This is a genomic window from Pseudomonas sp. B37(2017), assembly GCF_002112885.1.
In the GTDB taxonomy this organism is placed as follows: Bacteria; Pseudomonadota; Gammaproteobacteria; order Pseudomonadales; family Pseudomonadaceae; genus Aquipseudomonas; species Aquipseudomonas paraglycinae.
In genome coordinates this window covers 14,197-39,040 of record NZ_NEIX01000004.1, presented here as the reverse complement: position 1 = coordinate 39,040, position 24,844 = coordinate 14,197, and the positions used below count along the sequence as shown (strand labels likewise).

Here is a 24,844-nt window from a genome sequence, read left to right as displayed (position 1 = left end):
AGTGGGGCTGGCGAAGGCGACGAAAGATAGCTTCAATAGAGGTGACAGAAAAAGTCAGTAGCTTTCAGTTTTATTGATAGGTGTGAGAAGTGAATTTCAACAGCGAAAGCATCGAGCTGTTTCTCGCGGTGATCGAACGCGGCTCGTTTTCTGCCGCGGCCAGGGCATTGGGCAAAGTCCCGTCGGCGGTGAGCATGGCCATCGGCAATCTCGAGGCCGATCTCGGTTACTCGCTGTTTGATCGCAGCCATCGCGAACCCCAACCCACGGCGATGGCATTGTCGCTGGTGCCCCATGCGCGGTTGATCGCCGATCAGCTCAAGCAATTGCAGGTGCATGCGGTGCAGTTGTCGCTGGGGCTGGAGAGCAAGTTGTCGATTGGTGTAGCGGCGGATATCGATCGCCGACGGTTGCTGACGGCGATCAAGGACCTCAGCGAGCGCCATCCGCTGCTCGACATCGAAGTGCTGACTGCGCCGCAGGATGATGTGCTGGCGATGCTCCACAGTGGTCGGATCAGCGTGTGCCTGGCGTTCGCCGGGTTGAGCGTGAATGTGCTGGAGCGTTTTCAGTTCGTCGGCAGCGAAAGGATGATCGCCACGCTGGCGGCGGACAGCCCGTTGTTGCAGGGGCAGGATTTGTTTCTCGAGGATCTGGTGCATGTGCGGCAGATCGTGGTCGGCAGTCGCGACTTGCCGATCAGCGAAACCCGGCCGCTGGTGGCCGAGTCCCACTGGCGCACCGATAACCTGGAAACAGCGCTGGAAATGGTCGAGGCGGGATTGGGCTGGGGCAATTTTCCGCTGTCGGTGGTGCAGCCGTGGCTCGATAGCGGACGGCTGAAACGCCTGAACTTCCGCAATATCGAAAACGGCCTGGTGCTGCCGGTGCACGCAGTGTGGCTCAAGAGCCAGCCGCTGCAGAAGGGGGCGCTTGCGCTAGTGGAGTTGCTTGGGAAGTGATCATTAGGCGGTTGATCGTTCCCACGCTCCGCGTGGGAATGCAGCCCGGGACGCTCCGCGTCCCTTCCAGAGCCGAACGCGGAGCGTCCGTTGAGGCATTCCCACGCAGAGCGTGGGAACGATCAAACAGGGGGCTCAGGGGTCAGGTGCTCTCGCGAATCTTCAGTTCGAAGCCCATGTCCTCGACCGGACGCGCCACGCTGTTGCCGGCCATCAGCGTCAGCATCTGCTCCGCCGCACGTTTGCCGATCGCTTCGCGGGGCGTGTTGATGCTGCTCAGGCGCGGCACCATGTGTTCCGACATCGGCAGGTCGTTGAAGCCGAGGATCGCCACTTGCTCGGGGATCTTGATCCCGTTGCGCAGCGCTTCGAGCAGGGCGCCCTGGGCCAGGTCGTCATTGCCGAAGAAGATCGCATCGACATCCGGATGCGCCGCCAGCAATTGCAGGAACAACTCGCCGCCCAGGCCCACGGACGATGAACGCGGGGTCAACACTTCCAGATCCGGGTCGTAACGGCCGGCCTTCTGCAACGCTTTGCGAAAGCCTTCACCGCGCAGCAGGGTGCGCTGATCGAGCTGCGCGCCGATGTACGCCAGACGCTTGCGGCCACGGGACAGCAAGTGCTCGGCAGCCGTTTCGCCGGCGCTGAGCTGCGAGAAGCCGACGCAGTTCACCCCGGCGGCGCTGTCCAGCTCCATCATGTACACGCAGGGAATGTTGCTGGCCTCGATCATCCGCCGCGAACTTTCAGTACGGTCGAAACCGGTCAGCAGCAAACCGCGTGGCTGATAGGCCATGTAGTTGCGCAGCAGGTTTTCTTCTTCATCGCGGGAATAGTGGAAGTTGCCGATCAGCACTTCGAAGCCTTTGGGCGTGAGCACCCGATGAATGGCTTCCAGGGTGTCGATGAACAAAAGGTTGGACAGCGAAGGCACCAGAACCACCACTGAATGGCTCTGGGCCGAGGCCAGGGCGCGGGCGGCGGGGTTGACCACATAGTTGAGTTCCAGCGCGGCTTTCTGGACTTTTTCCACCAATTCAGTGGCAACCGTGCTGACCCCACGCAGGGCGCGGGAGGCGGTAATCGGGCTGACGCCGGCCAGACGGGCGACTTCATTAAGGGTGGGACGGCCGGTGGTGCGGGTGTTTTTATCGTTTTTAGGGGTGGTCATCGGGCGGCTTGCCAAACAAAAATCAAGGCACTAAGGTAGCGCTGTCCTTATGCAGCTGCAAATGCGTGAGCGAGGTCCTGCCTGATCCTCGCTTTTTGGCGTCGGGAACAAACCTGCTGCAACCCAAAAAAACGACAAGAAGGCGTCGGCAACTTCTGCCTGTGCACTAGAGTCATAGCTAGCAAAGGTAGCGCTGTCTGCGCGCTGAGGTGTTACATGAATCATCCCATCACCGCCCTGGTCATCATGGGCGTTGCCGGTTGCGGCAAGACGTGCGTCAGCGAGGCCCTGTGCCAATTGAGCGGCGCCACTGCCATTGAAGGCGATACTTTCCATCCGGCCGCGAACATCGAAAAGATGAGCGCGGGGATCCCCCTGAACGACGAAGACCGTGCCGGCTGGCTCGACAGCCTGTGCGACGAACTTCGTCGCGTCGATGCCCTGGGCGAACGCCCGGTGCTGACCTGCTCGGCCCTCAAGCACATTTATCGTGAACGTCTGCGCAGCGCCTTGCCGGGCCTGGGCTTCGTGTTTCTCGAACTAACGCCGGAAGTTGCCGCCGAACGCGTGTCCCACCGTCCGGGCCATTTCATGCCGGCGACCTTGATCGAAAGCCAGTTCGCCACCCTCGAATCGCCCAAGGGCGAGCCGTTGACCCTGGCCCTGAATGCTTCGATCCACAGCGTGGAAGAACTCGCATCGCAAGCTCACGTCTGGTGGCAGGCCCATGGCCTGAAACAGGCGGTATGAGTGTGATTGCGAAGATAGCGCTGTCCTTTCGACTTCTGATTAACCCGCTTTAATAACAACAACAAACCAGGAGACACCCCCAATGTTTGGCATGTCCCATGACGCCTATCTGCTGCTCGATGCAGTGGTCACGGTGATCGGACTCATCGTCCTGATCACCAAATTCAAGATTCATCCCTTCATTGCCCTGACCATCGCCGCCGCGTTCCTCGGCCTGACGTCCGGCATGCCGATCGGCACCATCATCAAGGCGTTCCAGGACGGTTTCGGTGGCGTGCTCGGTTTCGTCGGCATCATCCTCGCGCTGGGTACGATGCTCGGCAAGATGATGGCCGAATCCGGCGGTGCCGATCAGATCGCCCAGACCCTGATCCGCGCCTTCGGCAAGGACAAGGTTCAGTGGGCGATGATGTTCGCCGCGTTCCTGGTGGGCATTCCGCTGTTCTTCGAAATCGGCTTCGTGCTGCTGATTCCGCTGGTGTTCATCGTCGCTCGCCGCACCGGTGTGTCGATCATCAAGATCGGTATCCCGCTGCTCGCCGGCCTGTCCGCCGTGCACGGCCTGGTGCCGCCGCACCCGGGCCCACTGCTGGCCATCGGCGTGTTCGGTGCCGACATCGGCAAGACCATCCTCTACGGTCTGATCGTCGCGCTGCCGACCGCCATCATCGCCGGCCCGATCTTCGGTACGTTCATCGCCAAGCACATTCCCGGTACGCCGAATCAGGAGCTGGTGGATCAACTGGCCCGTGAGTCGGACTCGCAGGAGCTGCCAAGCTTCGGCATCACTCTGGTCACCGTGCTGCTGCCGGTGTTCCTGATGCTACTGAAAACCTTCGCTGACGTGGCGCTGCCGGACGGTCATTTCTTCCGCACATGGATGGACATGATCGGTCACCCGATCTCGGCGCTGCTGCTGGCATTGCTGCTGTCGCTGTACACCTTCGGCTACAAGCAGGGCATCGGTTCTCAGCAGATGCTCAAATGGCTCGACGCGAGCCTGGCGCCGACTGCCGCAATCATCCTGATCATCGGTGCCGGCGGTGGCTTCAAGCAGATGCTGGTAACCAGCGGCGTGGGCGACGTGATCGGCCACATGGCGGTCAGCGCGCAAATCTCGCCGATCCTGCTGGCGTGGCTGGTGGCGGCGGTGATCCGTATCGCGACCGGTTCGGCCACCGTGGCGACCATCACGGGCGCGGGCATTGTGGTGCCGGTGGTCGGGATGATCCCGGGCGTGAATCGTGAGCTGCTGGTGCTGGCCACCGGTGCCGGTTCCCTGATCCTGTCCCACGTCAACGACGCCGGTTTCTGGCTGGTGAAGCAGTACTTCAACATGACCGTGGCCGAGACCTTCAAGACCTGGACAGCGATGGAAACCATCCTGTCGGTGGTGGGTCTGGGCTTTATTCTGTTGTTGTCGCTGTTCGTTTAACCCGAACGCAAGACACAAAAAAACCGCAGCGATGCGGTTTTTTTGTGCCTAGATCGTTCCCACGCTCCGCGTGAGAATGCAGCCCGGGACGCTCTGCGTCCCAAAGCGGACGCGGAGCGTCCATTGAGGCATTCCCACGCAGAGCGTGGGAACGATCATCACCTCAGGATTTGGTCACGAGGCCATCCGCCCGGAACATCCCGCGAATCCCGCGTACTGCCTGACGAATCCGGTCCTGGTTCTCGATCAGCGCGAAGCGCACATGATCGTCGCCGTATTCACCAAAGCCGACACCCGGCGAGACGCAGACCTTGGCCTCCGCCAGCAGTTTCTTGGCGAATTCCAGCGAACCCAGATGCGCATAGGCTTCGGGAATCTTCGCCCAGACGTACATCGAGGCTTTCGGATTTTCGACCATCCAGCCCAGTTCATGCAGCCCTTTGACCAGCACGTTGCGGCGTTGGCGATATTGCTCGGCGATGTCGCGCACGCATTGCTGATCACCTTCCAGCGCAGCAATCGCGGCCACCTGCAGCGGGGTGAACGTGCCGTAGTCGTGGTAGCTCTTGATCCGCGCCAAAGCGCTGACCAGTTCCGGATTGCCGACCATGAAACCGATCCGCCAGCCCGCCATGTTATAGCTCTTGGACAGGGTGAAAAACTCCACCGCAATGTCCTTGGCGCCCGGCACCTGCATGATCGACGGGGCTTTCCAGCCGTCGTAGACGATGTCGGCGTAGGCCAGATCGTGCACCACCAGTACGTCGTACTGTTTGGCGAGGGCGATCACCCGCTCGAAGAAATCCAGCTCCACGCACTGCGCGGTCGGGTTGGACGGGAAGCCGAGGATCATCATCTTCGGTTTCGGGATCGAGCCGCGAATCGCCCGTTCCAGCTCGGCGAAGAAGTCCACGCCCGGCACCAGCGGCACCGACCGCACCTGGGCGCCGGCAATCACGGCACCGTAGATGTGAATCGGGTAGCTCGGGTTCGGCACCAGCACGGTGTCGCCCTGATCCAGGGTCGCCAGCATCAGGTGCGCCAGGCCTTCCTTGGAACCGATGGTGACGATGGCTTCGCTTTCCGGGTCGATCTCGACCTCGTAGCGTTCCTTGTACCAGTTGGAAATCGCCCGGCGCAGGCGCGGAATGCCTTTGGACGTGGAGTAACCGTGGGTGTCTTCGCGTTGTGCAACCTGCACCAGTTTTTCAACGATGTGCGGCGGCGTGGCGCCGTCGGGGTTGCCCATGCTCAAGTCGATGATGTCTTCGCCACGACGTCGGGCGGCCATCTTCAGCTCGGCAGTGATGTTGAAAACGTAAGGGGGGAGTCGATCTATGCGCGCAAAGCGGCGCGGCGAACCTTGTTCAGCCATTGTTGCCTCGGATAACGTAAGCGCCCGGAACCGTCCGAGCGACGCTGGTCACTGCGGTGACCTGTGGCGGAAGATAAGGGCAGCGATGGCAGACTGTCCAGCGTGCACGACAACAATTTTTTCCCAAGGAAAACGGTTAATGGAATTCACCAGCGGCTTCTTGCTGAGCCTTTCGCTGTGCCTGGACATCGGCGTGGCCAACATCGCGATGATCACCCTGGCCATGCAGCGCGGCTATTTTCAGGGCTTCGCGCTGGGCCTCGGCACCTGCGTTGGCGACCTGATTTACGCGGTGCTGGCGCTGGCCGGGATGACCGTTCTGCTGCAATACGAAACCGTGCGCTGGGTGCTGTGGATTGGTGGTTCGGCGCTGTTGATCTACTTCGCGGCGAAGATGATCTATTCGGCGATTCACCACGAGGCGCAATTGGCGGCGACCGCCGAGGTCGGTCAGAACTCCCATCGCAAGGAATTCTTCCGTGGGATTTTTCTCGCCATGTCGTCGCCGAGCGCCATTCTCTGGTTCGCGGCAGTGGGCGGCACGTTGATCGCCCGTTCCGGTGGCGGCGGTCCTTTGAGCTCGGCGCTGTTCCTCGGTGGCTTCCTGTGCGCCGGGCTGTTGTGGTCGGCGGGGCTGTGCTTCGCCGCGAGCCATGGCGGCAAGTTGCTGGGCGACAAACTGCTGCGCTATTCCTACATGGCATCTGCAGCGATCTTCTGCTATTTCGCGGTATACGTGATCGTATCCGGTTATAACGAGTTCGTCGGTTCGGGCGCCGCCGAGGCCCTGCATACGCTGTAAATGTGCGAATCGGGTTTGGCTTCTATACTCCCAGCCGAACCCACTTTTTTCGTTCAAGGAGTCGAGTCATGGATGAGCAAAAACGCGTCGAAGTGGCTGAACCTCGCTTCGAACATGGACACTTCCTGCTGATTGCAGGTTTTCGCGATCGCTTCACTAAAGAGACCGTTCAGGACATCCCTGCGCTGTGGGAAAAACTGATCCCGCACATCGGAAATATTCCGGGGCAGAAGGGCGAAGTGACCTACGGCGTTTGCAGCAATTTCGACGGCAACGGCGGTTTCGATTACATGGCCGGGGTCGAAATCCGCAAGCTGGATGACTTCCCGCAGGAAAAGTATCCGTGGATCGAAGTCCTGCCGCGCCAGTACGCGGTGTTCGAACACAAGGGTTCGCTGGATCAATTGCCGCAGACCATCGATTACATCTACAACACCTGGCTGCCGGCGTCCGACTACAAAGGGCTCAACGCCCCGGAGCTGGAACGCTACAGCGCGGATTTCAACCCGAAGCTCAATACCGGCAAGCTGGAAATCTGCGTCCCGGTCGAAAAGAAAACCTGATTGGCAACCGGCAGCGCGAACCTGCTTCGCGCTGCCGGTCGAACTTTACTTGCCCTTGATTCGTCGTGCCCGCAACAGGTCGATGCCCAGGGTAATGAAGCCGAAGAAGCTGATGCCCAACACCATCAACAAACCGATCTCAACGCTGCTCATAAACGGTTCCCCCCTCGGGTGATCAGAGACAGGCGTCAGAAATAGACCGTCCCGAATCCGAAGAAAAGCGCTTATACGCAGGCTTTACGCCGCCCGTGCGGATCGATATGAACACCTTATTCCTTTATCCTTGGCGGCCTTGTTTCCACTGATTTCGAGCTGCCATGAACACCTTCATCCGCCACGTTACCGCCGCCGACCTGGATCGCTGCTACGCCATCGAAACCCTCGCCTATGAGGGCGACGAGGCCGCGACCCGCGAAAAGATCGCCACGCGCATTGCCACCTGGCCGGACGGTTTCATCGTCGCCGAGGTGGACGGGCAGGTGGCCGGGTTCATCAACTCCGGTGCGGCGTTTGACGTGCAGATGTCCGACGAGGCGTTCAAGGAACTGATCGGCCACGACCCTGCCGGGCCGAACGTGGTGATCATGTCGGTAGTGGTGCACCCGGATTATCAGGGGCAGGGCCTGGCGAAACGCTTGATGGCCGAATTCATCGAACGCATGCGCGGGATGGACAAGGCGACGATTCATTTGATGTGCAAGGAAAAACATATTCCGCTGTATGCCGGGTTTGGCTTCGCCTACATCAAACCCTCGGAGTCCGACCACGGCGGCATGGCGTGGCACGAGATGATCCTGACGCTGTAACCGCGTTGATCGTTCCCACGCTCCGCGTGGGAATGCAGCCCGGGACGCTCTGCGTTCCTGCCGCACCACTGATGCAACGCCTGGCACCGTCGTGACGCAGAGCGTCAAAGTCTGCATTCCCACGCAGAGCGTGGGAACGATCGGTGGGCGGTGTCAGTAAAGGGTGTCACGCACTCGCGCAGGGGCCTCGCGATCATAGGCCTCGGCATCGAACTGACCTTCGTTCAGACGCTTGTGAAACGCGCCCGCCGTCGGCAGCGCCGAGCGCGGCAAGTGGGTTTCAGGGTTCCACGCATCCGAACGCACAAACGCTTTCGAGCAATGAAAGAACGCCGCCTCCACCGTCACCAGCAGCACCGTGCGCGCCGGTTTGCCGTTGACCGCAAAGCTTTCCAGCAAGTCGGGATCAGCGCTGATGGTTGCCGTGCCGTTGACCCGCAACGTCTCGCCAATCCCCGGAATGATGAACAGCAGCGACACCCGCGGATCGTGCAGCACGTTGCGCAAGGTATCGATGCGGTTGTTGCCCGGCCGATCCGGCAGGGCCAGGGTGCGTTCGTCAATGATCCGCACAAACCCCGGCGCGTCGCCGCGCGGTGAACCGTCGATGCCGTCGGCACCCACCGAGCTGACAATCACCAGCGGCGAGACCCGGACCATCGCCTGATAGTCCTCGTTGAGAAAGCCGATCTGCTTGCGCACCGCCCGTTCGTGGGGAAATCCGTAAATGGCTTCCAGCGCCTCGATTGAATCGATCATCGTTGCTCCCTCGACGATTAGAAGAACAGCCCCATGCGCCGCTCGTAGCCGATGCGGCCCTTGTATGCTTCGCCGCTGTCGACGAAGCCGTACTTGGCGTACAGCGCAATCGCGGCGTCGTTGTCGGCGTCCACCGACAGTTCCAGCCCTTTGATTTCCGGCCAGGCCTGGCGCGCAACGTCCGGCAACGCCAGCAGGCAGGCCCTGCCGTAACCCTTGCCCTGGGCGCGGTGATCGACCTGCAACGCATGCAGGGTGGCGCTGTGTTCATCGGCCCATTCCGGCAACACCGGCGGGCGCTTGAGCAGCAGGAAGGCCACCGGCACGTCTTCGGCCAGCAGCGCAAAACCTTTCACGCCGGGGCCGGGTTTCGACAGCAGCGTGTGCAGGGCGCCGTGGATGTCGCCGGAGAACTTGATCTGCTCGGCGTGGATTTCAATGGCCTCGACCTGTTGGCGTTGGGTGGCGTTCAGGCTTTCGTAAGGCACAAGTCGGGCTGACACGGGAATTTCCTTTTTCCTACAAAGATGAGCTTCGGATTCTAGCGATTTTGTCTTCTCCGGAATTTTTTTGTTTCAACTGTCGATCCGGTAAATCGCCGAACGACTAAGGGTGTCTTTACAACAAAAACCAGGGAGAAACCCCATGAGTACGCAAGCGCAGATTCAAAGCCTGATCGACACCTACCGCGAGGCGGTGATGACCAAGGACGTGGAAAAAGTCATGGCCCTGTATGCCGACGACATCGTTTCCTTCGATGCGATCAAGGCCCTGCAATTCAAGGGCAAACCGGCCTACCGCGCGCACTGGGTGGATTGCATGGAAATGTGCCCTGGCCCGCACATCTTCGAATTCCACGAAATCGCCATCGAGACCGCCGACAACATCGCTTTCGCCCACTGGGTCGCCAACTGCGGCGGTACCAATGAAAAGGGCGAAACCCAGAGTTGCTGGATGCGCGTCACCGCCTGCTACCGGCAGGTCGGCGGGGCGTGGAAGATCGCCCACGAACACTGGTCGGCACCGTTCGACCCGATGAGCGGCGCGACCCTGTTCGATGTGAAACCCTGATCTTCAGCCATAGTTGATCCGTCCGATTCAGGAGAACGCCATGAAGTATTTATGCCTGGTCTACAGCGATGAGCGCCTGCTGCATTCGTCGCCCGACAGCCCGGAAGATGCCGAGTGCTGGGCCTACGCCGAGTCGATCCAGGGCAGCGGCCGGATGGTCGCCGCCGAAGCGCTGGAGTCGGTGCAGACCGCCACCACGGTGCGCATGCGCAACGGCAAGCTGTCGATCACCGACGGCCCGTTCGCCGAGACCAAGGAACAGCTGGCCGGTTTCTACCTGATCGACGCGCGGGACCTCAACGAAGCGATCCAGGTCGCCGGCAACATTCCGGCGGCCCGGGTCGGCAGCGTCGAAGTGCGTCCCGTGCGCCAGTTGAATGTCTGAGGTCAGGACGCGGGTCGAGCAGGTCTATCGCGAAGACTCGCGGCGGATCCTCGCGACCCTGATTCGCCTGCTCGGCGATTTCGACCTCGCCGAAGAAGCCTTGCACGAGGCGTTCTTCGTCGCGGTCGAGCGCTGGCAGCGCGACGGCGTGCCGGACAATCCGCGGACCTGGCTGGTGTCCACCGGGCGCTTCAAGGCGATCGACGTGTTGCGTCGCCGCGCGCGGTTCAAGGCCTCGCAGCCGTTATTGCTGGCGCAACTGGAAGAACTGGAACAGTCCGAATGGGACGCCGAAGACGTGGAAGACGATCGCCTGCGCCTGATCTTCACCTGCTGCCACCCGGCACTGGCGGCGGACGCGCAAGTGCCGCTGACGTTGCGTGAAGTCTGCGATCTCACCACCGAGGAAATCGCCCGGGCATTCCTCTCGGCCCCGGCGGCGATTGCCCAGCGCATCGTGCGCGCCAAGGCGAAGATCCGCGACGCGAAAATCCCTTATCAAGTCCCGAGCCTGAGCGAATTGCCCGAGCGCCTCGACAGCGTGTTGCGGGTGATCTATCTGGTGTTCAACGAAGGCTATTCAGCATCTGGCGGCGCTCAGGTGACCCGCGAAGACTTGACCCGCGAGGCGATTCGTCTCGGGCGATTGTTGCTGGAGTTGTTGCCGGATCCGGAAGTCATGGGCTTGCTGGCGTTGATGTTGTTGCATGAATCGCGGCGCTCGGCGCGGTCGACGTCTGATGGGGAATTGATTCTGCTGGATGATCAGGATCGCGGATTGTGGAATGCCGAGCTGATTGCCGAAGGCTGCGATCTGGTGGAAAAAGCGCTGACCACGGGACGCTTCGGGCCTTACTGCCTGCAAGCGGCGATTGCGGCGGTGCACGCCGAGGCGCCCACGGCAGGGGAGACGGACTGGGCGCAGATCGTCGGGCTGTATGACGTGTTGCTGCGGGCGGTGCCGTCGCCGGTGATCGAGTTGAACCGGGCGGTGGCGGTGGCCAAACGTGATGGGGCGTTGGCGGGGTTGACCCTGGTTGAAGGGATTCTGGGGCGCGGGGATTTGCAGGATTACCACTTGGCGCATTCGGCGCGGGCGGAATTTTGTCGGCAGTTGGGGCGGGTGGAGGATGCTAGGGCGGCTTATTCGCGGGCGCTGGAGTTGACGCGGCAGGAGCCGGAGCGACGGTTTATTGAAGGGCGGCTTAGGGCATTGGACTGATCCGAAAGGATCGTTGGCAATATTGGCCTCTTCGCGGGCAAGCCCGCTCCCACAATTGGAATGCGATCAAATGTGGGAGCGGGCTTGCCCGCGAAGAGGCCGTTAAGGTCTGTAACAATGGATCAGGCCTGCTGGCGCGTAGCAGCCATCACAATCTCCCGAATACAAACCCCCTGCGGCTGCCCATACGCATAAGCAATCGCCGTCGCCACATCCTCGGCACTCAACACCGTCCCACCCATATCCTGTTTCCAGGCCTGATACCCGGTCTTGATCGCCTCATCCGTGGTGTGGCTCAGCAACTCGGTCTCCACCGCCCCCGGCGCAATCGTGGTCACCCGCACGTTATGCGGCGACAACTCTTCACGCAGATTCTCCGACAACCCATGCACCGCAAACTTGGTGCCGACATACGCCACATGGTTCGGGAAGGTCTTGCGCCCGGCCACCGAGCTGACGTTGATGATCGTGCCGTGCTTGCGCTCGATCATCCCGGCGACCACCGCGTGCACGCCGTTGAGCAGACCCTTCACGTTGACATCGAGCATCTGGTCCCACTGCGCCGGGTCCTGTTTGCTCATCTCGCCCAGCAGCATCACCCCGGCGTTGTTGATCAGCGCATCGGCCGGGCCGAACTGCGCTTCCGCCTCGGCCACAGCGGCCAGCAACGCGGCGCGGTCGGTGATGTCGACGCGGCGGCTGAGAGTGTTCGGCAGGGCCAGTGCTTCAAGGCGTTCGATGCGCCGGGCCAGCAACAGCAGCGGGTGGCCAGCAGCGCTCAAGCGGCGGGCGGTCGCTTCGCCGATGCCCGAGCTGGTGCCGGTGATGATGATCAATGGCTTGCTCATGGTTGAACTCCTGAGATAAGAAAAACAAATAACCAGATTCGTGACGCAGTATATTTAGCCCGCTGGAGGCTGAAAAATGCCTTATTCCTCTGTCTGTTATCGGAATCTCCTATGGATATCCGCCATCTCAAAGCTTTCCTCGCCGTGTTCGAGGAACGCAATATCACCGCTGCCGCGCAACGGCTGTTCATCAGTCAGCCCACGTTGTCGGTGACCATCAAACAGTTGGAAGAAGAGCTCGGCGCGACGTTGTTCGTGCGTCAGCCCCGTGGTGTGGAAGTCAGCGACGAAGCGCGTCTTCTGTACCCGCAGGCACGGCGGATGGTGGCCGAGTCCGAGGCGCTGAGTCGGATGTTTCGCGGCCGCGAAAATCGCGCGCCACTGACCCTCGGCATCGAGGGCGATATCGCCGCCAGCCACATCGAAGCCTTTGTGCGCATGGCCCATCAGGCGTTGCCCAATCTGCTGCTGACCCTCGAGGAAGGCTGTCACGGCGATGGGCGATTGGCGGTCGAGGAAATGTGCTGCGAGGACGAACTGTTCCTGCCGCTGTGGGAAGAGTCCTATGTGATGGCGCTGCCCCTCGATCACCCGATGGCCAACGCGCAGGCCGGCTGGGCGCCGATCGAGGACTGGATCACCTGCCCGCAACATCCTTCGCATCAGCGGTTGATGGCGCTGTACGGGCGCTCACCGGAAGCGGTGGCGGGGCATGCCGGTTCACTGCAACAGGCGTTGCATATGGTGGCGGCGGGTGTCGGTGTGGCGATGTTGCCGCAGTCGTTGGTGAGCGGGCATGAGCGCATCGTCGTGCGCGCGCTGCACCTGCCGGCGCCGACCCGGCGGGTGGGATTGTGTTACGCGGCGCAGGCGCTGGAACTGCCGACGATGCGCGGGTTGCACGAATATTTTCAGGTGAATCGCCCGGCAGCCATCGAGGCGGCATGAGCTATTCCAGCATCTTGCTCAGCAACCAGCTCCCCGCCGGCCCCGGCGGGTACAGCCGCGACCACAGCGCATCGACGAACACCGGTTTCGGCCAGCCGCGCACCTTCAGTTCCACCAGCAAGTCATTGCCGAAACGCTCCACCAGCCAGCGCGGCAGCGGCGCCCAGCCGAAACCTTTCTCGGCCATCTCCAGCAACATCAGATAACTCGGCGCCGACCACACCCGACCTTTGCCGCGACTGTCATAGGGATTGACGATGGTGGCCAGGCGCAGCTCGCGATGTTGTTCAAGGATTGTTTGATCGATGGATTCCTGAGTCGCCAACGGATGGTTGCGACCGACAAACAAGGCGATTTCAGTGCGCTCGGCGACGGTCGCGGTCGCCAGGTCCGGCGGGTAGTTGTCCTGCATCTCGGCGAACGCCAGATGCGCCCGACCGCGCTGCACCAGTTCGACCAGGTCATCGCATTCGGCGATCAGGCATTCCAGCTCCAGATCCGGATAACGCTGCTCGAAGCCCACCAGTGCCGCTTCGAAACGGTCGGACTGATAAGTGTCGGAAATCGCCACCGTGAGTTTCGGCTCGACGCCCTGAGCCAACTGCCGGGCGGTCATTTCCAGACGGCTGGTGGCGGACAGAATCGCCTCGGCCCGTTGCAGCATCACGTGCCCCGCCGGAGTCAGCGTCGGTTTGCGGCTGCTGCGGTCGAACAGGATCAAATCCAGATCAATCTCAAGACTGGCCACCGCCGCACTCACCGTCGACTGACTGCGCCCGAGTTTGCGCGCCGCCGCTGAAAAAGAGCCTTGAGTCGCTGCCTGGACAAACGCGAGCAACACTTCCTGAGAAGCCATGAACTATCGCCTTGATCGATGGTTATTGATTATGAAGTATCGGTTCGGTGCTGGATCATGGCAACCATCTTCACAGAGGACTTCGGCCATGACTGCCAACAAATCCATCACTGAACGTATCTTCCAGGCCATCGGTTTCGAACTGCTGGCGATCCTGATCTGTACCCCGTTACTGGCGTGGATCATGGGTAAACCGCTGGTCGAAATGGGCGCCGTCACTATCGCCATCGCGATGCTGGCCCTGGGCTGGAACGTGGTGTTCAACGGCTTCTTCGACCGCCTGCTCAAACGCTGGAACATCGCCCACAACGCCTGGGTGCGGGTGGCGCACGCGCTGCTGTTCGAGGGCGGGTTGATCGTGATGGGCGTGCCGCTGATTGCCTGGTGGCTGTCGGTCAGCCTGTGGCAGGCGTTCCTGCTCGACATCGGCGTGCTGCTGTTCTTCCTGCCGTACACTTACGTCTACCACTGGGGTTATGACGTGGTGCGCGAGCGGCTGGTGATGCGCAGCGTCTGCCAGAGCTGAAAACAAAAAATCGCCGCCTGTGAGGGCGGCGATTTTTTTTGTCCGGGACTCTTGCAGGGTTTAGAGAAACATCCCGCCCGACGCTTCAATCCGCTGACCGTTGATCCACTGCGCCCCCGGCGACAGGAGCAGCGCCAGCGCACCGCCAATGTCATCCGGCTGCCCGGCCCGGCCCAGCGCGGTGTTGCTGGCGACCATTGCATTCAGCGCCGAATTGTCGCGCACCGCGCCGCCGCCGAAGTCGGTTTCGATGGCGCCCGGTGCCAGGATATTCACGGCAATCTGCCGCGCACCCAGCTCCTTGGCCTGATAACGGGTCAGCACTTCCATCGCGCCTTTCATCGCCGCGTAAGCGGCATAACCCGGCAGGGTGAAGCGGGCCAGACCGCTGGAGATGTTGATGATCCGCCCGCCATCGTTGATCAGCGGCAGCAATTGCTGAGTCAGAAAGAACGGCCCTTTCAACTGCACGTTCATCAGCAGATCGAACTGCTCAGGCGTGGTGTCGGCGAAGGACGCATGCACGCCAATGCCGGCGTTGTTGATCAGGAAATCGAAGCGCGGACGCTCCAGCTGTTGCAGCGCTTGCCCGACCCGCACGGCGAAATCGGCAAAACCTTCGCTGCGCCCGACATCCAGTTGCAGCATCACGGCTTTGGCGCCGAGGGTTTCCAGTTCCTGCACCAGCGCCTGGGCTTCATCGGCGCGGCTGTTGTAGGTGCCGATGATGTCCACGCCTTGCGCGGCGAGGTGCAGGGCGGCGTTCTTGCCGAGGCCACGGCTGGCACCGGTGATCAATGCGATTTTGCGGTTCATGGGTCTTCCTCGAAGGCAGTGACGGTTGATGGAGCTCAGTTTATTTATCCGCTATGAGGTGATAAACAGACTGAAACCGGAATCACTGGTCGGATTGTCCGAACAATCAATGGGTGGCCCATGAACAAACTGGAACTGCTGCACACCTTTGTCCGGGTCAGCGAATTGTCGAGTTTCACGATGGCGGGGGAGAGTCTCGGGCTGCCGCGCTCGACGGTGTCCGAACAGGTGCAAGCGCTGGAGAGCCTGCTCGGCACGCGCCTGCTGCAACGCACCACGCGCAAGGTCCAGGCGACTCAGGACGGCCTTGCGCTATACGAGCGAAGCAAGGATCTGCTGTCGCACATGGACGAAATCGAGAACCTGTTTCGCCAGGACGAAGCGTCGCTGACCGGGCGGATCCGGGTCGATATGCCGAACATTCTGTCGCGGCGGCTGATCATGCCGAAGCTGCCGGAATTCACGGCCCGCCATCCGAACCTGGAGCTGGAAATCAGCAGCACCGATCGCCGGGTCGACCTGCTCGCCGAAGGCTTCGATTGCGTGGTGCGCATCGGCGCGCAGCCCGATCAATCGGTGGTGGCGCGGCACCTGGGGGACTTCAGCATGATCAACTGCGCCAGCCCCGCGTATCTCGAACGCTACGGCGTGCCGCAGACCTTGGACGATCTGGCGCAGCATCGGCTGGTGCACTACGTCGGTGTGCTGGGTTCGCGTTCGGAAGGGTTTGTCTACGAGCAGGACGGGCAAGTGCACCGCGTACCGATGGCCGGGAGCGTGACGGTCAACAGCACCGATGCGTACGAGTCGGCGTGCCTTGGGGGATTCGGTCTGATCCAGGTGCCGCGAACCGGCATGAACACCTATCTGGATACCGGCGAGGTGGTGACGGTGCTGCCGCAATACACCGCGCCGGCGATGGGCATTTCACTGTTGTACGCGAGGCAGCGTCATCTGCCGTTGCGGGTGCGGGTGTTCATGGACTGGCTGGGGGATTTGATTCGTTCGACGCTCTGATTTCTGCCGCAAATCCCTGTGGGAGTAAAGGCTCTCACAGGGATTCGGCTGGATCAGAAGATCTGGGTAAACAGCCAATACAGACTGCCCGACAGCAGAATCGCCGCCGGCAACGTCAGCACCCACGCCATCAGCAGATTGCGGATGGTCTTCATCTGCAAACCGCCACCGTTGGCGACCATGGTCCCGGCCACGCCCGAGGACAGCACATGAGTGGTCGACACCGGCAGGCCGAACATGTCGGCGGCGCCGATGGTCAGCATCGCCACGGTTTCAGCCGAAGCGCCTTGGGCGTAGGTCAGGTGGGTCTTGCCGATTTTCTCGCCGACCGTGACCACGATCCGCTTCCAGCCAACCATGGTGCCCAGCCCCAAGGCAATCGCCACCGCGATCTTCACCCACAGCGGAATGAACCGGGTGGCGTTGTCGATCTGTTGCTTGAACAGTTGCAGCTTGCCGCTGGTGTCGGCGTCGAAGGTGCCGACCTTGTTCTTGTCCATCAGGCGAATGGTTTCGCTGGCCAGGTACATGTCGTTGCGCACGTTGCCCATGGCCTCGGCCGGGACTTTCGCCAGCGAGCCGTAGCCTTTGACTTCTTCACCGATGTGTCCGGTCAGAGAGGCGAGGGCCGGGATCAGCTGCGGCGTGGCTTCCTTGCTGCGCACGTAGTCGGAGAGCACTGCGCGCGGATCGGCCGGAGCCGGCAGTGGCGCACTTTTCACAAGTGCTTGCTGGGTCACTTGGGCGACGGCGGCGAATTGCAGCGACTGTTCTTCCGGCATGGTGCGGTTCAGCGCATAAGCCATCGGCAGGGTGCCGACCAGAATCAGCATGATCAGGCCCATGCCTTTCTGGCCGTCGTTGGAACCGTGAGCGAAGGACACGCCGGTACAGGTCAAAATCAGCAAACCGCGAATCCACCACGGCGGCGGGGTGTTGCCTTCCGGTGCTTTGTACAGCGAGCGGTTCTTCACGAACGCACGCAGCGCCAGCAGCAACAGCGCCGCACAACCGAAACCCACCAGCGGCGACAGCAGCAGCGCATAACCGATCTTGGTCGCCTGGGCCCAGTCCACACCGCTGGTGCCGTCGCGGCCATGCATCAGCGCGTTGGCCACGCCGACGCCGATGATCGAACCGATCAGCGTGTGCGACGACGAGGCCGGCAGGCCCAGCCACCAGGTGCCGAGGTTCCACAGGATCGCCGCGATCAACAGGGCGAAGATCATCGCGAAACCGGCGGACGAACCGACTTGCAGAATCAGCTCCACCGGCAGCAGGGCGATGATGCCGAACGCCACCGCGCCGCTCGACAGCAGCACGCCGAGGAAGTTGAAGAAACCCGACCAGACCACCGCGAAATGTGGCGGCAGCGAATGGGTGTAGATCACCGTGGCGACGGCGTTGGCGGTGTCGTGGAAACCGTTGACGAACTCGAAGCCCAGCGCAATCAACAGCGCCACGCCGAGCAGCAGGAACGGTGTCCAGGTGGTGACCACCGTGCCGAGTTCGTGCATGTCGTGCATCAGGCTGTAGGCGGTGAACAGCAGCCCCATCGCCAGCACCGCGAAAAACACCACGTAGGTGAACGGGCCGGTTTTCTTGTCGAGGGCCGGCCTGCCACTGGCAGCGGGGGCCGGGCTGGCGGTCAGGGAGGGAGTAGCCATGGGAGGACAATCCTGAGCGGGGGAAGGAGTGTCGCCCATGATCGTTGCTAAATATTACAGAGAGGCTGCGACAGATCAGTGTTTGGGTTTTTAGCTTCACCGCTGATCTGAAGGCGGTGATCGTTCCCACGCTCCGCGTGGGAATGCATAAGGTGACGCTCTGCGTCACAGGGACGCGGAGCGTCCCGGGCGGCATTCCCACGCAGAGCGTGGGAACGAGCGTGCGACTGTAGCGGCGCTGAATAAAGGTCAGTAATCCCGCCGCTTGCGAAACGCCCAGCGCCCGGCAATCACGGTGAACGTCGCCACCAGCGCCACCAGAATCCAGAACCCTTCCGGATCGGTGGCCAGCGGCACGCCGCCGACGTTCATGCCGAAGAAACCGGCAATGATGTTAATCGGCAGTGCCAGCACCGTGACCACGGTCAGGGTGAACAGCGTGCGGTTGCTCTGTTCGTTGAGGTTGGCGGCGATCTCTTCCTGCAGCAGCTTGATCCGCTCGCCGAGGGCCGTGAGGTCGTTGATGATCAGCGCGAACTCCTCGGTGGATTTGCGCAACTCCTTCACGTCTTCCTTCTGCAACCACGGCGGCGGCCGGTTGAGCAGGCGCAGCAGCGATCCCGGTTCCAGCGCCAGCAGCCGTTGCAGGCGCACCAGCACTCGTCGGTTGGCACCGAGTTCGGCGCGGTTGGTCGACAGTCGCGAGGAGAGCAATTCGTCCTCGACCTGATCGACGCTCATGCTGGTCTTGCGCACGATCTGGGTCAGCACTTCGCCCTGATCGCGCAGCAAGTGCACCAGCAGTTCGAGCGGCGAACGAAAGCACTCGCCGGACTTCACCGACGAACGCAACTTGTCCACCGAGTGCAGCGGTTGCAGACGCGCACTGACGATCAGTTTGCTGCGCACACAGACCCACAGCGTCGACACGTCCGACGACACCATGCTGCTGAGGTTGAACACCACATCGTTGACCACCGCCAGCAACGCCGAATCGACATGCTCGATGCGGGTCGAGCGCGAACCTTCGTGCAGCGCTTCGAAAAACTCTTCGGGCAATTGCAGATGGCTTTTCATCCAGCGCTCGCACGCGGCGTGGGCCAGGTTCAGGTGCAGCCAGAGAAATTCATCGCCCTCGCTGTCGTCCTGCAGGCAGCGCAGGGCGGTCGCCGAATCCACCTCGCGCCCACGTTCGCCGGGGCGAAAACGAAAGCCGTAAAGCAGGCCGAACAGGTCAGGATCACGATGACTGATATCGAGGCTGTGGTTCATGAAGGCTCGCTGCGAGGAGGCGTCTGTCGCGGGATTTGCAGATTCACCTGAGCCGCAGCATCGCAATGTCACATGACGGTTGTGTGACGGCAGGGTGACGTGAAATCCGACCGGCCAGTGACTGTGTACCGGTTCGGGTACCGAGTCGGTACACAGTCGATCTCAATTCGTGCAGACCGCCGCCGATGCCCGGTTATCTATAACCGGCATTGGAGATTTCCCATGGTCAGCATCACGTCTGTTTCGATCAATCAGACCGTTACCACGCCCACCAGCAAAACCTCGATTGCCGACACCGGTGACGACACCTCGACCACCGCGGCGGCCAGCACCGGTGTGAAAGCCGACACCAGCAAAGTCGCGGCGGGCGGCGGGGCGGCGCCGGCGGGGGACAGCAGTTCCAGCAGCGATGAGTCGGATACCGTGAAAGAACTGCGCAAGCAGATTGCCGAGTTGCAGAAGCAGTTGCAGGAAGAGCAAAAGGCGCTGCAAGCGGCTCAGGCGAAGCAGGAAAGCCAGGATGCCAAGGCGGCGGATGTTGCGGCTGCGCAGTCGCAGATTGCTACGACCTCGGCTTCGTTGCAGACGGCGACGGCGGCGTTGTTGGCGGCTTTGCAGGATTCGGATTCGAGTACGTCTGGCTCGCTGGTCAGTACCTCCGCATAAATTGCAGACACAAAAAATCCGCACAACCCAAAAGTCGTGCGGCTTTGTTTTATCAGCCAATCAAGTGTCTTGCTTGTCGCTCAGCACCTTGCCGGTGGTCGCATCGAAGTCCACATCAAACTCCTTGCCATCCGCAGTACGCAACTCAACTTCGTACTCATAACCATTGAAGTGGTTATCCAGATCCGTGTCAGTAATGGTCGCACCCGGATGCAGTTTCAGCGCTTGTTCGTTCATCGACTCCAGCGACTTGATCTTGCCTTCCTTGACCAGTTGCGGGATCTGGTCAACGCGAACGTCAGCCTGGGCCAGGCCAGCGGTGAGGGTCAGGGCGGCAGCGGTAAACAGGGCAGTCAGGGTTTTCATCGGTTATTCCTTTGGGTGATTCGTTTAAGTGAGTTCAGGTTAATCGCCGCAACTTAACTCACCCTTAAAAACACCCGACCGGTTTGCGTCGTTTGTTCAATTGCGGTTCTGCGCAAACTTTCATGCTCAGCCTTCGATAAATGGAGGTGGACATGAAACGCATCTTTTCGTGGCTGTACGCGCCGTTGTTCTGGGTTGGATTTATTAGCGGTGCAATAGGGTTGGCGGGGTATTCGCTGCTGTGGCTATTGGCGCTTTTTGTTTTAGCGCTGGCGGTCTCGTTCGCGGGCGAATGGCTGTTGCCTTATGAAGTGAACTGGAACCGTCCCATCGGTGATCGTCGTCGCGACATGCTGCACGCGCTGGTCAACGAAGCGCTGAATGCCCTCGGCCTGTTGGCATTGCCGGGGCTGGTGGCGCTGCTGGCGATTGACGGTGCGTGGCCGTCGAACTGGCCGTTGTGGCTGCAAGTGGCGCTGGCGATTTTCATTGCCGATGCGGGCGTGAGCCTGATGCATTACGCCAGCCATCGCGTGCCGTGGATGTGGCGGCTGCACGCGATTCATCACAGCGTCGAGCGGCTCTACGGGTTCAACGGTTTGATGAAGCATCCGCTGCATCAACTGCTGGAGGCGACGGCGGGGTTGTTGCCGTTGCTGGTGTTGGGCATTCCGTCCGAGGTGGCGGTGTTGCTGGCATTTGCCATTGCGATCCAGCTGTTGTTGCAGCATTCGAACGTCGACATGCGTATTGGCCCGTTGCGCTGGATTTTCGCCTGGGCGCCTCTGCACCGATTTCATCACATGAAGTACGGGCGCGCCGGTGACGTCAATTTCGGGCTGTTCTTTACCCTGTGGGACTGGCTGTTGGGCACTGGGTTTTGCACTAAGGATTACCGGATCGGCGAGGGCGATCTGGGCATCGGCAGTCGTCCGGATTTTCCCCGTGACTACGTGGCGCAGTTGCTCGATCCGTTCGAGCCGGCAGCGTTGGGCAACGAACCGAAAGTGCCGGAGGGCTTGCGACGTTGAGTCAATCCAGCAAGCGCAATTCGATGTGCTGCAACGCCTGACGCGCCGTCACGCCGAAGAGTTTTTTCAGGCTGCGGGAGAAGTGCGCCGAATCGGCAAATCCGGCAGCGTGAGCAGCATCGGTCACCGGGCTGCCCGCCAGAATCGCCGCCATCGCCAGCCGCAACCGCCGCCACAAGACCAGTCTCCGTACCGGCAAACCGACCTGACTGACGAACAACCGCTGCAACTGGCTCAGCGACACATGGGCGGAATCGGCCACGGCGCTGGCGGGGACTTTGCTCGACAGTAAGGCGTCGACGGTGGCGAGGGCCCGTTCGATTCGCGGGTCATTCAGTGGGCGACGCGGGCATTGGCCAATGGCGAGATCCAGCGCCGGCAGCGACCACTCGATGTCGAACAGCGCATCGCGCAATGTATCGGCATCAAACCGCAACGGTTCGGCGTAAACGGTGAACACAGGATCCGGCGCTTCGACAATCGCATGCCGGGTCTGCGAGGCAATCAGCAGGCGGGAAGTGGTGACGGGGTTGTCCTCGACCAGCACAGTCACCGGGCGGTCAGGGGCAAGAATCAGTTGGTGGGCATAGTGGGAGTGGGGCGCAGTGCGCCCCGACATCCCGTGGATCAGGCCATGGTCGTGCCCCAGCCAGAGGCGGCCTGTCCAAGGGGTGTCCGGTTGCATCAGAAGCCGTTGTTCTTCAACACCTGATCCACACTGGCGGCGGCAGGGCGTTTGTAGAATTTCAGCAGCTCGCTGGCGCGGTTGGTGAAGATGCCGTCGACACCAGAGGCCATGACTTTTTCGAAGTCCACCGGCTCATCCACGGTGTAGACGTGCACCAGCAGACCCTTGTCGTGGGTGTACTTGTTCATCCATGGCTGCACCAGATCCGAATAGCTCTGATCGCCGCCGTGGGTCAGCTTCGCCGAAGGGCCGGTGCCGATTGCGCCCTGGGCCTTGGCGTAGTCGATCCATTGCTTGAACTCGGCTTCGGATTTCGGCTCCTGCTTGCCGTAGAACGCGTTCTTGTCCTTCTCGCCGGATTCGGCAAAGGTCACTTTGGATTTCGGCTCGATGCTGCCTTCGCCGACCCACAGCAACAGGATCTTCGGCACCTGCGGCATTTCCTTTTGCAGCATTTCAAGGCTGCTCTTCTCGAAGGTCTGCAGGATCACCTTGCCGTTGCTCTCGCCGACGCTGGCGACGTTTTTAGCCGGTTTTGCGCCGGCCGGGATCAGCCAGCCGCGGGCCTGGAGTTTTTCCTTCAGGTCATGCTCGATCCCCGGGAACAGCTTCGGCTCCTTGGTTTCGATGTACAGACCCGGCTTGTGCTTCGGATTGGCCTGGGCGATGTCGATGATTTCGTCGAGGGTCAGAATCTTCAGACCGACGTAGGACGGACGCGCGCGATCCGGGTACTTGGCGTTGTACCAGCTGCCGGCGTCGAGGGTTTTCAGTTCGGCCATGGTGAAGGCATTGGCCGGGCTGTCCTTGCGCTCCGGGAACTTGGTGGCGACGTCGGTGGTGCGCTGCAGGTTGTCGTCGTGCAGGGCGAACAGCACGCCGTCCTTGCTGCGCTGCAAGTCCATTTCCAGGTAATCGGCGCCCAGGTCGCGCGCCAGTTTGTAGGACGCGGCGGTGGATTCCGGGGCATCGAAGGACGCGCCACGGTGGGCGATCACCGCCGGGTGCGGAATGCCCTCGGAGGCAGCGAGCGCAACAGGGCTTGGCTGGGCGGCAGCGTGGGCCTGGCCGAGGCCGAGCATCAGGCTCAGCAGCAGAGCGCTTTTGGTAAACGTGGCGGGCATGTCGAGGTCCTTTCGCAGGTATTTTCGAAGATGTCCCTTTTAGCAACTCAAACGAAAACGTGCTATCGCAAGACCGACATAAACGTACTGAAAGCGAAAATTTCCGCACTTTTGTGCGTTTGTTTGCAGTACGCTTGGCCACGGCAACCGCACCGGCAGAGGGCGCGCCACTCATTGCCCTGCGTGTAGACCATCGATCCTTTTCGTGAGGTTTACCATGCGTATCACATCGCAACTCATCTGCCAGGCTGCCGACGACCTCAAAGGCTTTGTCGGCCTCAACCGCAAGACCGGCCAGTACATCGTGCGCTTCAGTGAGGACTCGTTCGGCATGGACGTGGCCGATGACGGCATCATTCCGTGCAGCGAATTCGTCTGGGCACCGGCCACCGAACAGACCATGACTCTCAAGCGTGAGCTGATCCAGTTATTGCTGAATCAGAACATCGATGACCGGATCAACATCACCGAGCCGTTGCGCGTTTACATGAGTAAACGCGAAGTGCCGGAGATTGAGGCGGTGCGCAGTCTGGTGAAGGGCTGAGGTTCTGTTGCGACTGTTGCGGCCTCTTCGTCGGAACGCCGCCCGGGGCAAGCCCGCTCCCACAGGTACCGCGTGATCTTGAGAACAGCGCAGTACCCTGTGGGAGCGGGCTTGCCCGCGAAAGGGCCAGTGAGTACACCTCAATACTCACTGGCCGAACCGATACTCCCGCTCCACCCGACACACTCGCGTCTGAAACGCCGAATACCATTCAGCCCGCCCGCGCGCCTGAATCACCCGGTGCTCCGGATGCTCGCGCCAGGCCAGAATCGCCGCCTCACTCTCCCAGTACGAAACCGTAATCCCCACTCCGTCTGCCCCACGGATCGAATCGATACCGAGAAACCCCGGTTGCTCGGCAACCAACTGCATCATGTGCTCGGAAGCCTCGGCATAGCCGTTGTCACCTTCGGTGCGGGTCGAAGTGAAGATCACGGCGAAACACTCAGTGTTCGGTTTCATCGACATTGCTCCGAGCAGGCTTCAACAAACGCCCGCACCAGTGGTGGCAATTGCCCTTTGAGCGCTGCACGTTCCGGCTGGAACAGTGTGGCGACAAAGAACACATGGTTTTTCAGTTCGATGGCGCGCAGATCGCCTGCCGAATCGTGCCCCACGGCGTGTAGTTCATGGGTCAGCAACTCCCGTTCGAACTGCGGATTCACACCGTAGCGGCAGCGATAGCCTTCGTGAATCTCCGACGTTTCGTACGCCATGGCGATCAACGAACCGGGCACCAGATGGATGCTGTCCACGGCTTCCACCAGCGAGCAGGTCAGCGGTGTGAGCACCGCACGGCTGGAGTCAGGTGAGGTTTCGCCATGCTCGGCATCGGCCCAGCCCAGCACGTTGCGGGAAAACTCCAGCACGGCATGCTGAAAACCGCCGCAGGTGCCGAGGAAAGGGCGCTGCTGCTCGCGGGCAAAGCGGATGGCCCGCAGGGCACCGACTTCGCTTTTGTAGGGGCTGGCCGGGACACACCAGAAGCCGTCGAAATGTTCCAGCGGCGTCTCGGGCAGGATTCGGTCGGTGGCCAACCATTCGAATTCGACCGGACGGCGAAGGTGTTCCGCCGCCAGTCCTAGGGCTATCGGGATGGCCTGGTGGGCAGTGACTTGCGGATCGAAATCACCGATCAGGGCGATGCGCAGGGCTCTGGATTCCATGAGTA

The 24,844-nt window shown here is 61.2% G+C and carries 29 protein-coding genes; 15 read left to right on the top strand and 14 right to left on the bottom strand.

Going from position 1 to position 24,844, the window contains the following annotated elements; translation table 11 throughout:
• The first annotated feature begins 89 nt into the window (after positions 1-89).
• Positions 90-962, top strand: a complete 873-nt coding sequence (locus tag CAF90_RS12070) for a LysR family transcriptional regulator (RefSeq protein ID WP_085606537.1) — start codon at positions 90-92, stop codon at positions 960-962.
• A 142-nt stretch (positions 963-1,104) separates the two neighbouring features.
• Here the strand turns inward: CAF90_RS12070 and CAF90_RS12065 are convergent, their stop codons facing one another.
• On the bottom strand, positions 1,105-2,136 hold the full coding sequence (locus CAF90_RS12065; protein WP_007951123.1) for a LacI family DNA-binding transcriptional regulator: 1,032 nt from the start codon (positions 2,134-2,136) through the stop codon (positions 1,105-1,107).
• 216 nt (positions 2,137-2,352) lie between these two features.
• Here CAF90_RS12065 and CAF90_RS12060 point away from each other — a divergent pair, with 216 nt between their 5' ends.
• Together CAF90_RS12060 and CAF90_RS12055 are read left to right on the top strand one after the other, a co-directional pair.
• Positions 2,353-2,886 carry a gluconokinase gene (locus CAF90_RS12060; protein ID WP_007951121.1) on the top strand — a complete coding sequence of 178 codons (534 nt, stop codon included), beginning with the start codon at positions 2,353-2,355 and terminating at the stop codon, positions 2,884-2,886.
• 82 nt (positions 2,887-2,968) lie between these two features.
• A complete protein-coding gene (locus CAF90_RS12055; protein WP_007951120.1) occupies positions 2,969-4,321 on the top strand; it encodes a GntP family permease in 1,353 nt (450 codons plus the stop codon).
• A 163-nt stretch (positions 4,322-4,484) separates the two neighbouring features.
• Here CAF90_RS12055 and alaC read toward each other — a convergent pair whose 3' ends face one another.
• Positions 4,485-5,696: an alanine transaminase gene (gene alaC / locus CAF90_RS12050; RefSeq protein WP_085606535.1), complete on the bottom strand. Its 1,212-nt coding sequence runs from the start codon at positions 5,694-5,696 to the stop codon at positions 4,485-4,487.
• Between the two features lie 139 nt (positions 5,697-5,835).
• Between alaC and CAF90_RS12045 the strand changes: the two genes are divergently transcribed.
• The 3 genes from CAF90_RS12045 (at position 5,836) to CAF90_RS12035 (ending at position 7,867) form a co-directional block, all read left to right on the top strand.
• Positions 5,836-6,498: a LysE family translocator gene (locus CAF90_RS12045; protein ID WP_039766147.1), complete on the top strand. Its 663-nt coding sequence runs from the start codon at positions 5,836-5,838 to the stop codon at positions 6,496-6,498.
• 68 nt (positions 6,499-6,566) lie between these two features.
• Positions 6,567-7,061: a GyrI-like domain-containing protein gene (locus CAF90_RS12040; protein ID WP_085606533.1), complete on the top strand. Its 495-nt coding sequence runs from the start codon at positions 6,567-6,569 to the stop codon at positions 7,059-7,061.
• Positions 7,062-7,378: 317 nt separating this feature from the next.
• Positions 7,379-7,867: a GNAT family N-acetyltransferase gene (locus tag CAF90_RS12035; RefSeq protein ID WP_085606531.1), complete on the top strand. Its 489-nt coding sequence runs from the start codon at positions 7,379-7,381 to the stop codon at positions 7,865-7,867.
• Between the two features lie 153 nt (positions 7,868-8,020).
• Here the strand turns inward: CAF90_RS12035 and CAF90_RS12030 are convergent, their stop codons facing one another.
• Both CAF90_RS12030 and CAF90_RS12025 read right to left on the bottom strand, forming a co-directional pair.
• Complete coding sequence (locus tag CAF90_RS12030; RefSeq protein ID WP_085606529.1) at positions 8,021-8,626, bottom strand: pyridoxamine 5'-phosphate oxidase family protein; 606 nt, start codon at positions 8,624-8,626, stop codon at positions 8,021-8,023.
• A gap of 17 nt (positions 8,627-8,643) precedes the next feature.
• Positions 8,644-9,129, bottom strand: a complete 486-nt coding sequence (locus tag CAF90_RS12025) for an N-acetyltransferase (protein WP_085606527.1) — start codon at positions 9,127-9,129, stop codon at positions 8,644-8,646.
• 142 nt (positions 9,130-9,271) lie between these two features.
• Here CAF90_RS12025 and CAF90_RS12020 point away from each other — a divergent pair, with 142 nt between their 5' ends.
• Genes CAF90_RS12020 through CAF90_RS12010 form a run of 3 tightly spaced genes read left to right on the top strand, consistent with a single transcriptional unit; the run spans position 9,272 to position 11,304 of the window.
• Positions 9,272-9,697: a nuclear transport factor 2 family protein gene (locus CAF90_RS12020; RefSeq protein WP_085606525.1), complete on the top strand. Its 426-nt coding sequence runs from the start codon at positions 9,272-9,274 to the stop codon at positions 9,695-9,697.
• A gap of 40 nt (positions 9,698-9,737) precedes the next feature.
• Entirely contained in the window at positions 9,738-10,082 is a 345-nt protein-coding gene (locus CAF90_RS12015; RefSeq protein WP_007951101.1) for a YciI family protein, read from the top strand.
• Complete coding sequence (locus tag CAF90_RS12010; protein WP_085606523.1) at positions 10,075-11,304, top strand: RNA polymerase sigma factor; 1,230 nt, start codon at positions 10,075-10,077, stop codon at positions 11,302-11,304. Before CAF90_RS12015 ends, CAF90_RS12010 begins: the two co-directional genes overlap by 8 nt.
• Before the next feature lie 122 nt (positions 11,305-11,426).
• Here the strand turns inward: CAF90_RS12010 and CAF90_RS12005 are convergent, their stop codons facing one another.
• Positions 11,427-12,152 carry an SDR family oxidoreductase gene (locus CAF90_RS12005; RefSeq protein WP_085606521.1) on the bottom strand — a complete coding sequence of 242 codons (726 nt, stop codon included), beginning with the start codon at positions 12,150-12,152 and terminating at the stop codon, positions 11,427-11,429.
• A gap of 111 nt (positions 12,153-12,263) precedes the next feature.
• Here CAF90_RS12005 and CAF90_RS12000 point away from each other — a divergent pair, with 111 nt between their 5' ends.
• A complete protein-coding gene (locus tag CAF90_RS12000) occupies positions 12,264-13,100 on the top strand; it encodes a LysR family transcriptional regulator (protein WP_085606519.1) in 837 nt (278 codons plus the stop codon).
• Between the two features lies 1 nt (position 13,101).
• On the opposite strand, the gene CAF90_RS11995 is transcribed toward CAF90_RS12000, so the two are convergent.
• Positions 13,102-13,956, bottom strand: coding sequence for a LysR family transcriptional regulator (locus CAF90_RS11995; RefSeq protein WP_085606517.1), 855 nt, complete (start codon positions 13,954-13,956; stop codon positions 13,102-13,104).
• Between the two features lie 88 nt (positions 13,957-14,044).
• On the opposite strand from CAF90_RS11995, the gene CAF90_RS11990 reads away from it, so the two are divergent.
• On the top strand, positions 14,045-14,482 hold the full coding sequence (locus tag CAF90_RS11990; protein ID WP_085606516.1) for a multidrug/biocide efflux PACE transporter: 438 nt from the start codon (positions 14,045-14,047) through the stop codon (positions 14,480-14,482).
• 60 nt (positions 14,483-14,542) lie between these two features.
• On the opposite strand, the gene CAF90_RS11985 is transcribed toward CAF90_RS11990, so the two are convergent.
• Complete coding sequence (locus tag CAF90_RS11985; RefSeq protein WP_085606514.1) at positions 14,543-15,298, bottom strand: SDR family NAD(P)-dependent oxidoreductase; 756 nt, start codon at positions 15,296-15,298, stop codon at positions 14,543-14,545.
• Positions 15,299-15,418: 120 nt separating this feature from the next.
• Between CAF90_RS11985 and CAF90_RS11980 the strand changes: the two genes are divergently transcribed.
• Positions 15,419-16,315, top strand: a complete 897-nt coding sequence (locus CAF90_RS11980; RefSeq protein WP_085606512.1) for a LysR family transcriptional regulator — start codon at positions 15,419-15,421, stop codon at positions 16,313-16,315.
• A gap of 53 nt (positions 16,316-16,368) precedes the next feature.
• Here CAF90_RS11980 and CAF90_RS11975 read toward each other — a convergent pair whose 3' ends face one another.
• Positions 16,369-17,982 (bottom strand): inorganic phosphate transporter, encoded by a 1,614-nt coding sequence (locus tag CAF90_RS11975; protein ID WP_007951093.1) that lies wholly within the window; start codon positions 17,980-17,982, stop codon positions 16,369-16,371.
• 249 nt (positions 17,983-18,231) lie between these two features.
• Positions 18,232-19,254 (bottom strand): transporter, encoded by a 1,023-nt coding sequence (locus CAF90_RS11970; RefSeq protein WP_085606510.1) that lies wholly within the window; start codon positions 19,252-19,254, stop codon positions 18,232-18,234.
• Between the two features lie 222 nt (positions 19,255-19,476).
• On the opposite strand from CAF90_RS11970, the gene CAF90_RS11965 reads away from it, so the two are divergent.
• On the top strand, positions 19,477-19,920 hold the full coding sequence (locus CAF90_RS11965; protein ID WP_085606509.1) for a hypothetical protein: 444 nt from the start codon (positions 19,477-19,479) through the stop codon (positions 19,918-19,920).
• Between the two features lie 60 nt (positions 19,921-19,980).
• Here CAF90_RS11965 and CAF90_RS11960 read toward each other — a convergent pair whose 3' ends face one another.
• Positions 19,981-20,286 (bottom strand): PepSY domain-containing protein, encoded by a 306-nt coding sequence (locus tag CAF90_RS11960; RefSeq protein ID WP_011335562.1) that lies wholly within the window; start codon positions 20,284-20,286, stop codon positions 19,981-19,983.
• Positions 20,287-20,438: 152 nt separating this feature from the next.
• On the opposite strand from CAF90_RS11960, the gene CAF90_RS11955 reads away from it, so the two are divergent.
• Entirely contained in the window at positions 20,439-21,317 is an 879-nt protein-coding gene (locus CAF90_RS11955) for a sterol desaturase family protein (RefSeq protein WP_085606507.1), read from the top strand.
• A gap of 1 nt (position 21,318) precedes the next feature.
• On the opposite strand, the gene CAF90_RS11950 is transcribed toward CAF90_RS11955, so the two are convergent.
• Positions 21,319-22,002 carry a helix-turn-helix domain-containing protein gene (locus CAF90_RS11950; RefSeq protein WP_085606505.1) on the bottom strand — a complete coding sequence of 228 codons (684 nt, stop codon included), beginning with the start codon at positions 22,000-22,002 and terminating at the stop codon, positions 21,319-21,321.
• Positions 22,002-23,129, bottom strand: a complete 1,128-nt coding sequence (locus CAF90_RS11945; protein WP_085606503.1) for a glycerophosphodiester phosphodiesterase — start codon at positions 23,127-23,129, stop codon at positions 22,002-22,004. Before CAF90_RS11945 ends, CAF90_RS11950 begins: the two co-directional genes overlap by 1 nt.
• 217 nt (positions 23,130-23,346) lie before the next feature.
• Here CAF90_RS11945 and CAF90_RS11940 point away from each other — a divergent pair, with 217 nt between their 5' ends.
• Entirely contained in the window at positions 23,347-23,673 is a 327-nt protein-coding gene (locus CAF90_RS11940; RefSeq protein ID WP_085606501.1) for a DUF2025 family protein, read from the top strand.
• 147 nt (positions 23,674-23,820) lie between these two features.
• On the opposite strand, the gene CAF90_RS11935 is transcribed toward CAF90_RS11940, so the two are convergent.
• Both CAF90_RS11935 and CAF90_RS11930 read right to left on the bottom strand, forming a co-directional pair.
• Positions 23,821-24,135: an antibiotic biosynthesis monooxygenase gene (locus CAF90_RS11935; RefSeq protein WP_085606499.1), complete on the bottom strand. Its 315-nt coding sequence runs from the start codon at positions 24,133-24,135 to the stop codon at positions 23,821-23,823.
• Positions 24,132-24,839 (bottom strand): CTP synthase, encoded by a 708-nt coding sequence (locus CAF90_RS11930; protein ID WP_085606497.1) that lies wholly within the window; start codon positions 24,837-24,839, stop codon positions 24,132-24,134. The genes CAF90_RS11935 and CAF90_RS11930 overlap by 4 nt, the downstream gene beginning before the upstream one ends.
• Positions 24,840-24,844 lie beyond the last annotated feature (5 nt).

Coding starts and splice junctions, on each gene's coding strand:
- CAF90_RS12005 (WP_085606521.1), bottom strand. CDS start 12,152: ATGAGCAAGCCATTGATCATCATCACCGGCACCAGCTCGGGCATCGGC.
- CAF90_RS11960 (WP_011335562.1), bottom strand. CDS start 20,286: ATGAAAACCCTGACTGCCCTGTTTACCGCTGCCGCCCTGACCCTCACC.
- CAF90_RS11965 (WP_085606509.1), top strand. CDS start 19,477: ATGGTCAGCATCACGTCTGTTTCGATCAATCAGACCGTTACCACGCCC.
- alaC (WP_085606535.1), bottom strand. CDS start 5,696: ATGGCTGAACAAGGTTCGCCGCGCCGCTTTGCGCGCATAGATCGACTC.
- CAF90_RS11935 (WP_085606499.1), bottom strand. CDS start 24,135: ATGAAACCGAACACTGAGTGTTTCGCCGTGATCTTCACTTCGACCCGC.
- CAF90_RS11975 (WP_007951093.1), bottom strand. CDS start 17,982: ATGGCTACTCCCTCCCTGACCGCCAGCCCGGCCCCCGCTGCCAGTGGC.
- CAF90_RS12010 (WP_085606523.1), top strand. CDS start 10,075: ATGTCTGAGGTCAGGACGCGGGTCGAGCAGGTCTATCGCGAAGACTCG.
- CAF90_RS12065 (WP_007951123.1), bottom strand. CDS start 2,136: ATGACCACCCCTAAAAACGATAAAAACACCCGCACCACCGGCCGTCCC.
- CAF90_RS12040 (WP_085606533.1), top strand. CDS start 6,567: ATGGATGAGCAAAAACGCGTCGAAGTGGCTGAACCTCGCTTCGAACAT.
- CAF90_RS11930 (WP_085606497.1), bottom strand. CDS start 24,839: ATGGAATCCAGAGCCCTGCGCATCGCCCTGATCGGTGATTTCGATCCG.
- CAF90_RS12000 (WP_085606519.1), top strand. CDS start 12,264: ATGGATATCCGCCATCTCAAAGCTTTCCTCGCCGTGTTCGAGGAACGC.
- CAF90_RS12060 (WP_007951121.1), top strand. CDS start 2,353: ATGAATCATCCCATCACCGCCCTGGTCATCATGGGCGTTGCCGGTTGC.
- CAF90_RS12030 (WP_085606529.1), bottom strand. CDS start 8,626: ATGATCGATTCAATCGAGGCGCTGGAAGCCATTTACGGATTTCCCCAC.
- CAF90_RS11990 (WP_085606516.1), top strand. CDS start 14,045: ATGACTGCCAACAAATCCATCACTGAACGTATCTTCCAGGCCATCGGT.
- CAF90_RS12055 (WP_007951120.1), top strand. CDS start 2,969: ATGTTTGGCATGTCCCATGACGCCTATCTGCTGCTCGATGCAGTGGTC.
- CAF90_RS11940 (WP_085606501.1), top strand. CDS start 23,347: ATGCGTATCACATCGCAACTCATCTGCCAGGCTGCCGACGACCTCAAA.
- CAF90_RS11945 (WP_085606503.1), bottom strand. CDS start 23,129: ATGCCCGCCACGTTTACCAAAAGCGCTCTGCTGCTGAGCCTGATGCTC.
- CAF90_RS11995 (WP_085606517.1), bottom strand. CDS start 13,956: ATGGCTTCTCAGGAAGTGTTGCTCGCGTTTGTCCAGGCAGCGACTCAA.
- CAF90_RS11985 (WP_085606514.1), bottom strand. CDS start 15,298: ATGAACCGCAAAATCGCATTGATCACCGGTGCCAGCCGTGGCCTCGGC.
- CAF90_RS11980 (WP_085606512.1), top strand. CDS start 15,419: ATGAACAAACTGGAACTGCTGCACACCTTTGTCCGGGTCAGCGAATTG.
- CAF90_RS12020 (WP_085606525.1), top strand. CDS start 9,272: ATGAGTACGCAAGCGCAGATTCAAAGCCTGATCGACACCTACCGCGAG.
- CAF90_RS11950 (WP_085606505.1), bottom strand. CDS start 22,002: ATGCAACCGGACACCCCTTGGACAGGCCGCCTCTGGCTGGGGCACGAC.
- CAF90_RS12035 (WP_085606531.1), top strand. CDS start 7,379: ATGAACACCTTCATCCGCCACGTTACCGCCGCCGACCTGGATCGCTGC.
- CAF90_RS12045 (WP_039766147.1), top strand. CDS start 5,836: ATGGAATTCACCAGCGGCTTCTTGCTGAGCCTTTCGCTGTGCCTGGAC.
- CAF90_RS11955 (WP_085606507.1), top strand. CDS start 20,439: ATGAAACGCATCTTTTCGTGGCTGTACGCGCCGTTGTTCTGGGTTGGA.
- CAF90_RS11970 (WP_085606510.1), bottom strand. CDS start 19,254: ATGAACCACAGCCTCGATATCAGTCATCGTGATCCTGACCTGTTCGGC.
- CAF90_RS12015 (WP_007951101.1), top strand. CDS start 9,738: ATGAAGTATTTATGCCTGGTCTACAGCGATGAGCGCCTGCTGCATTCG.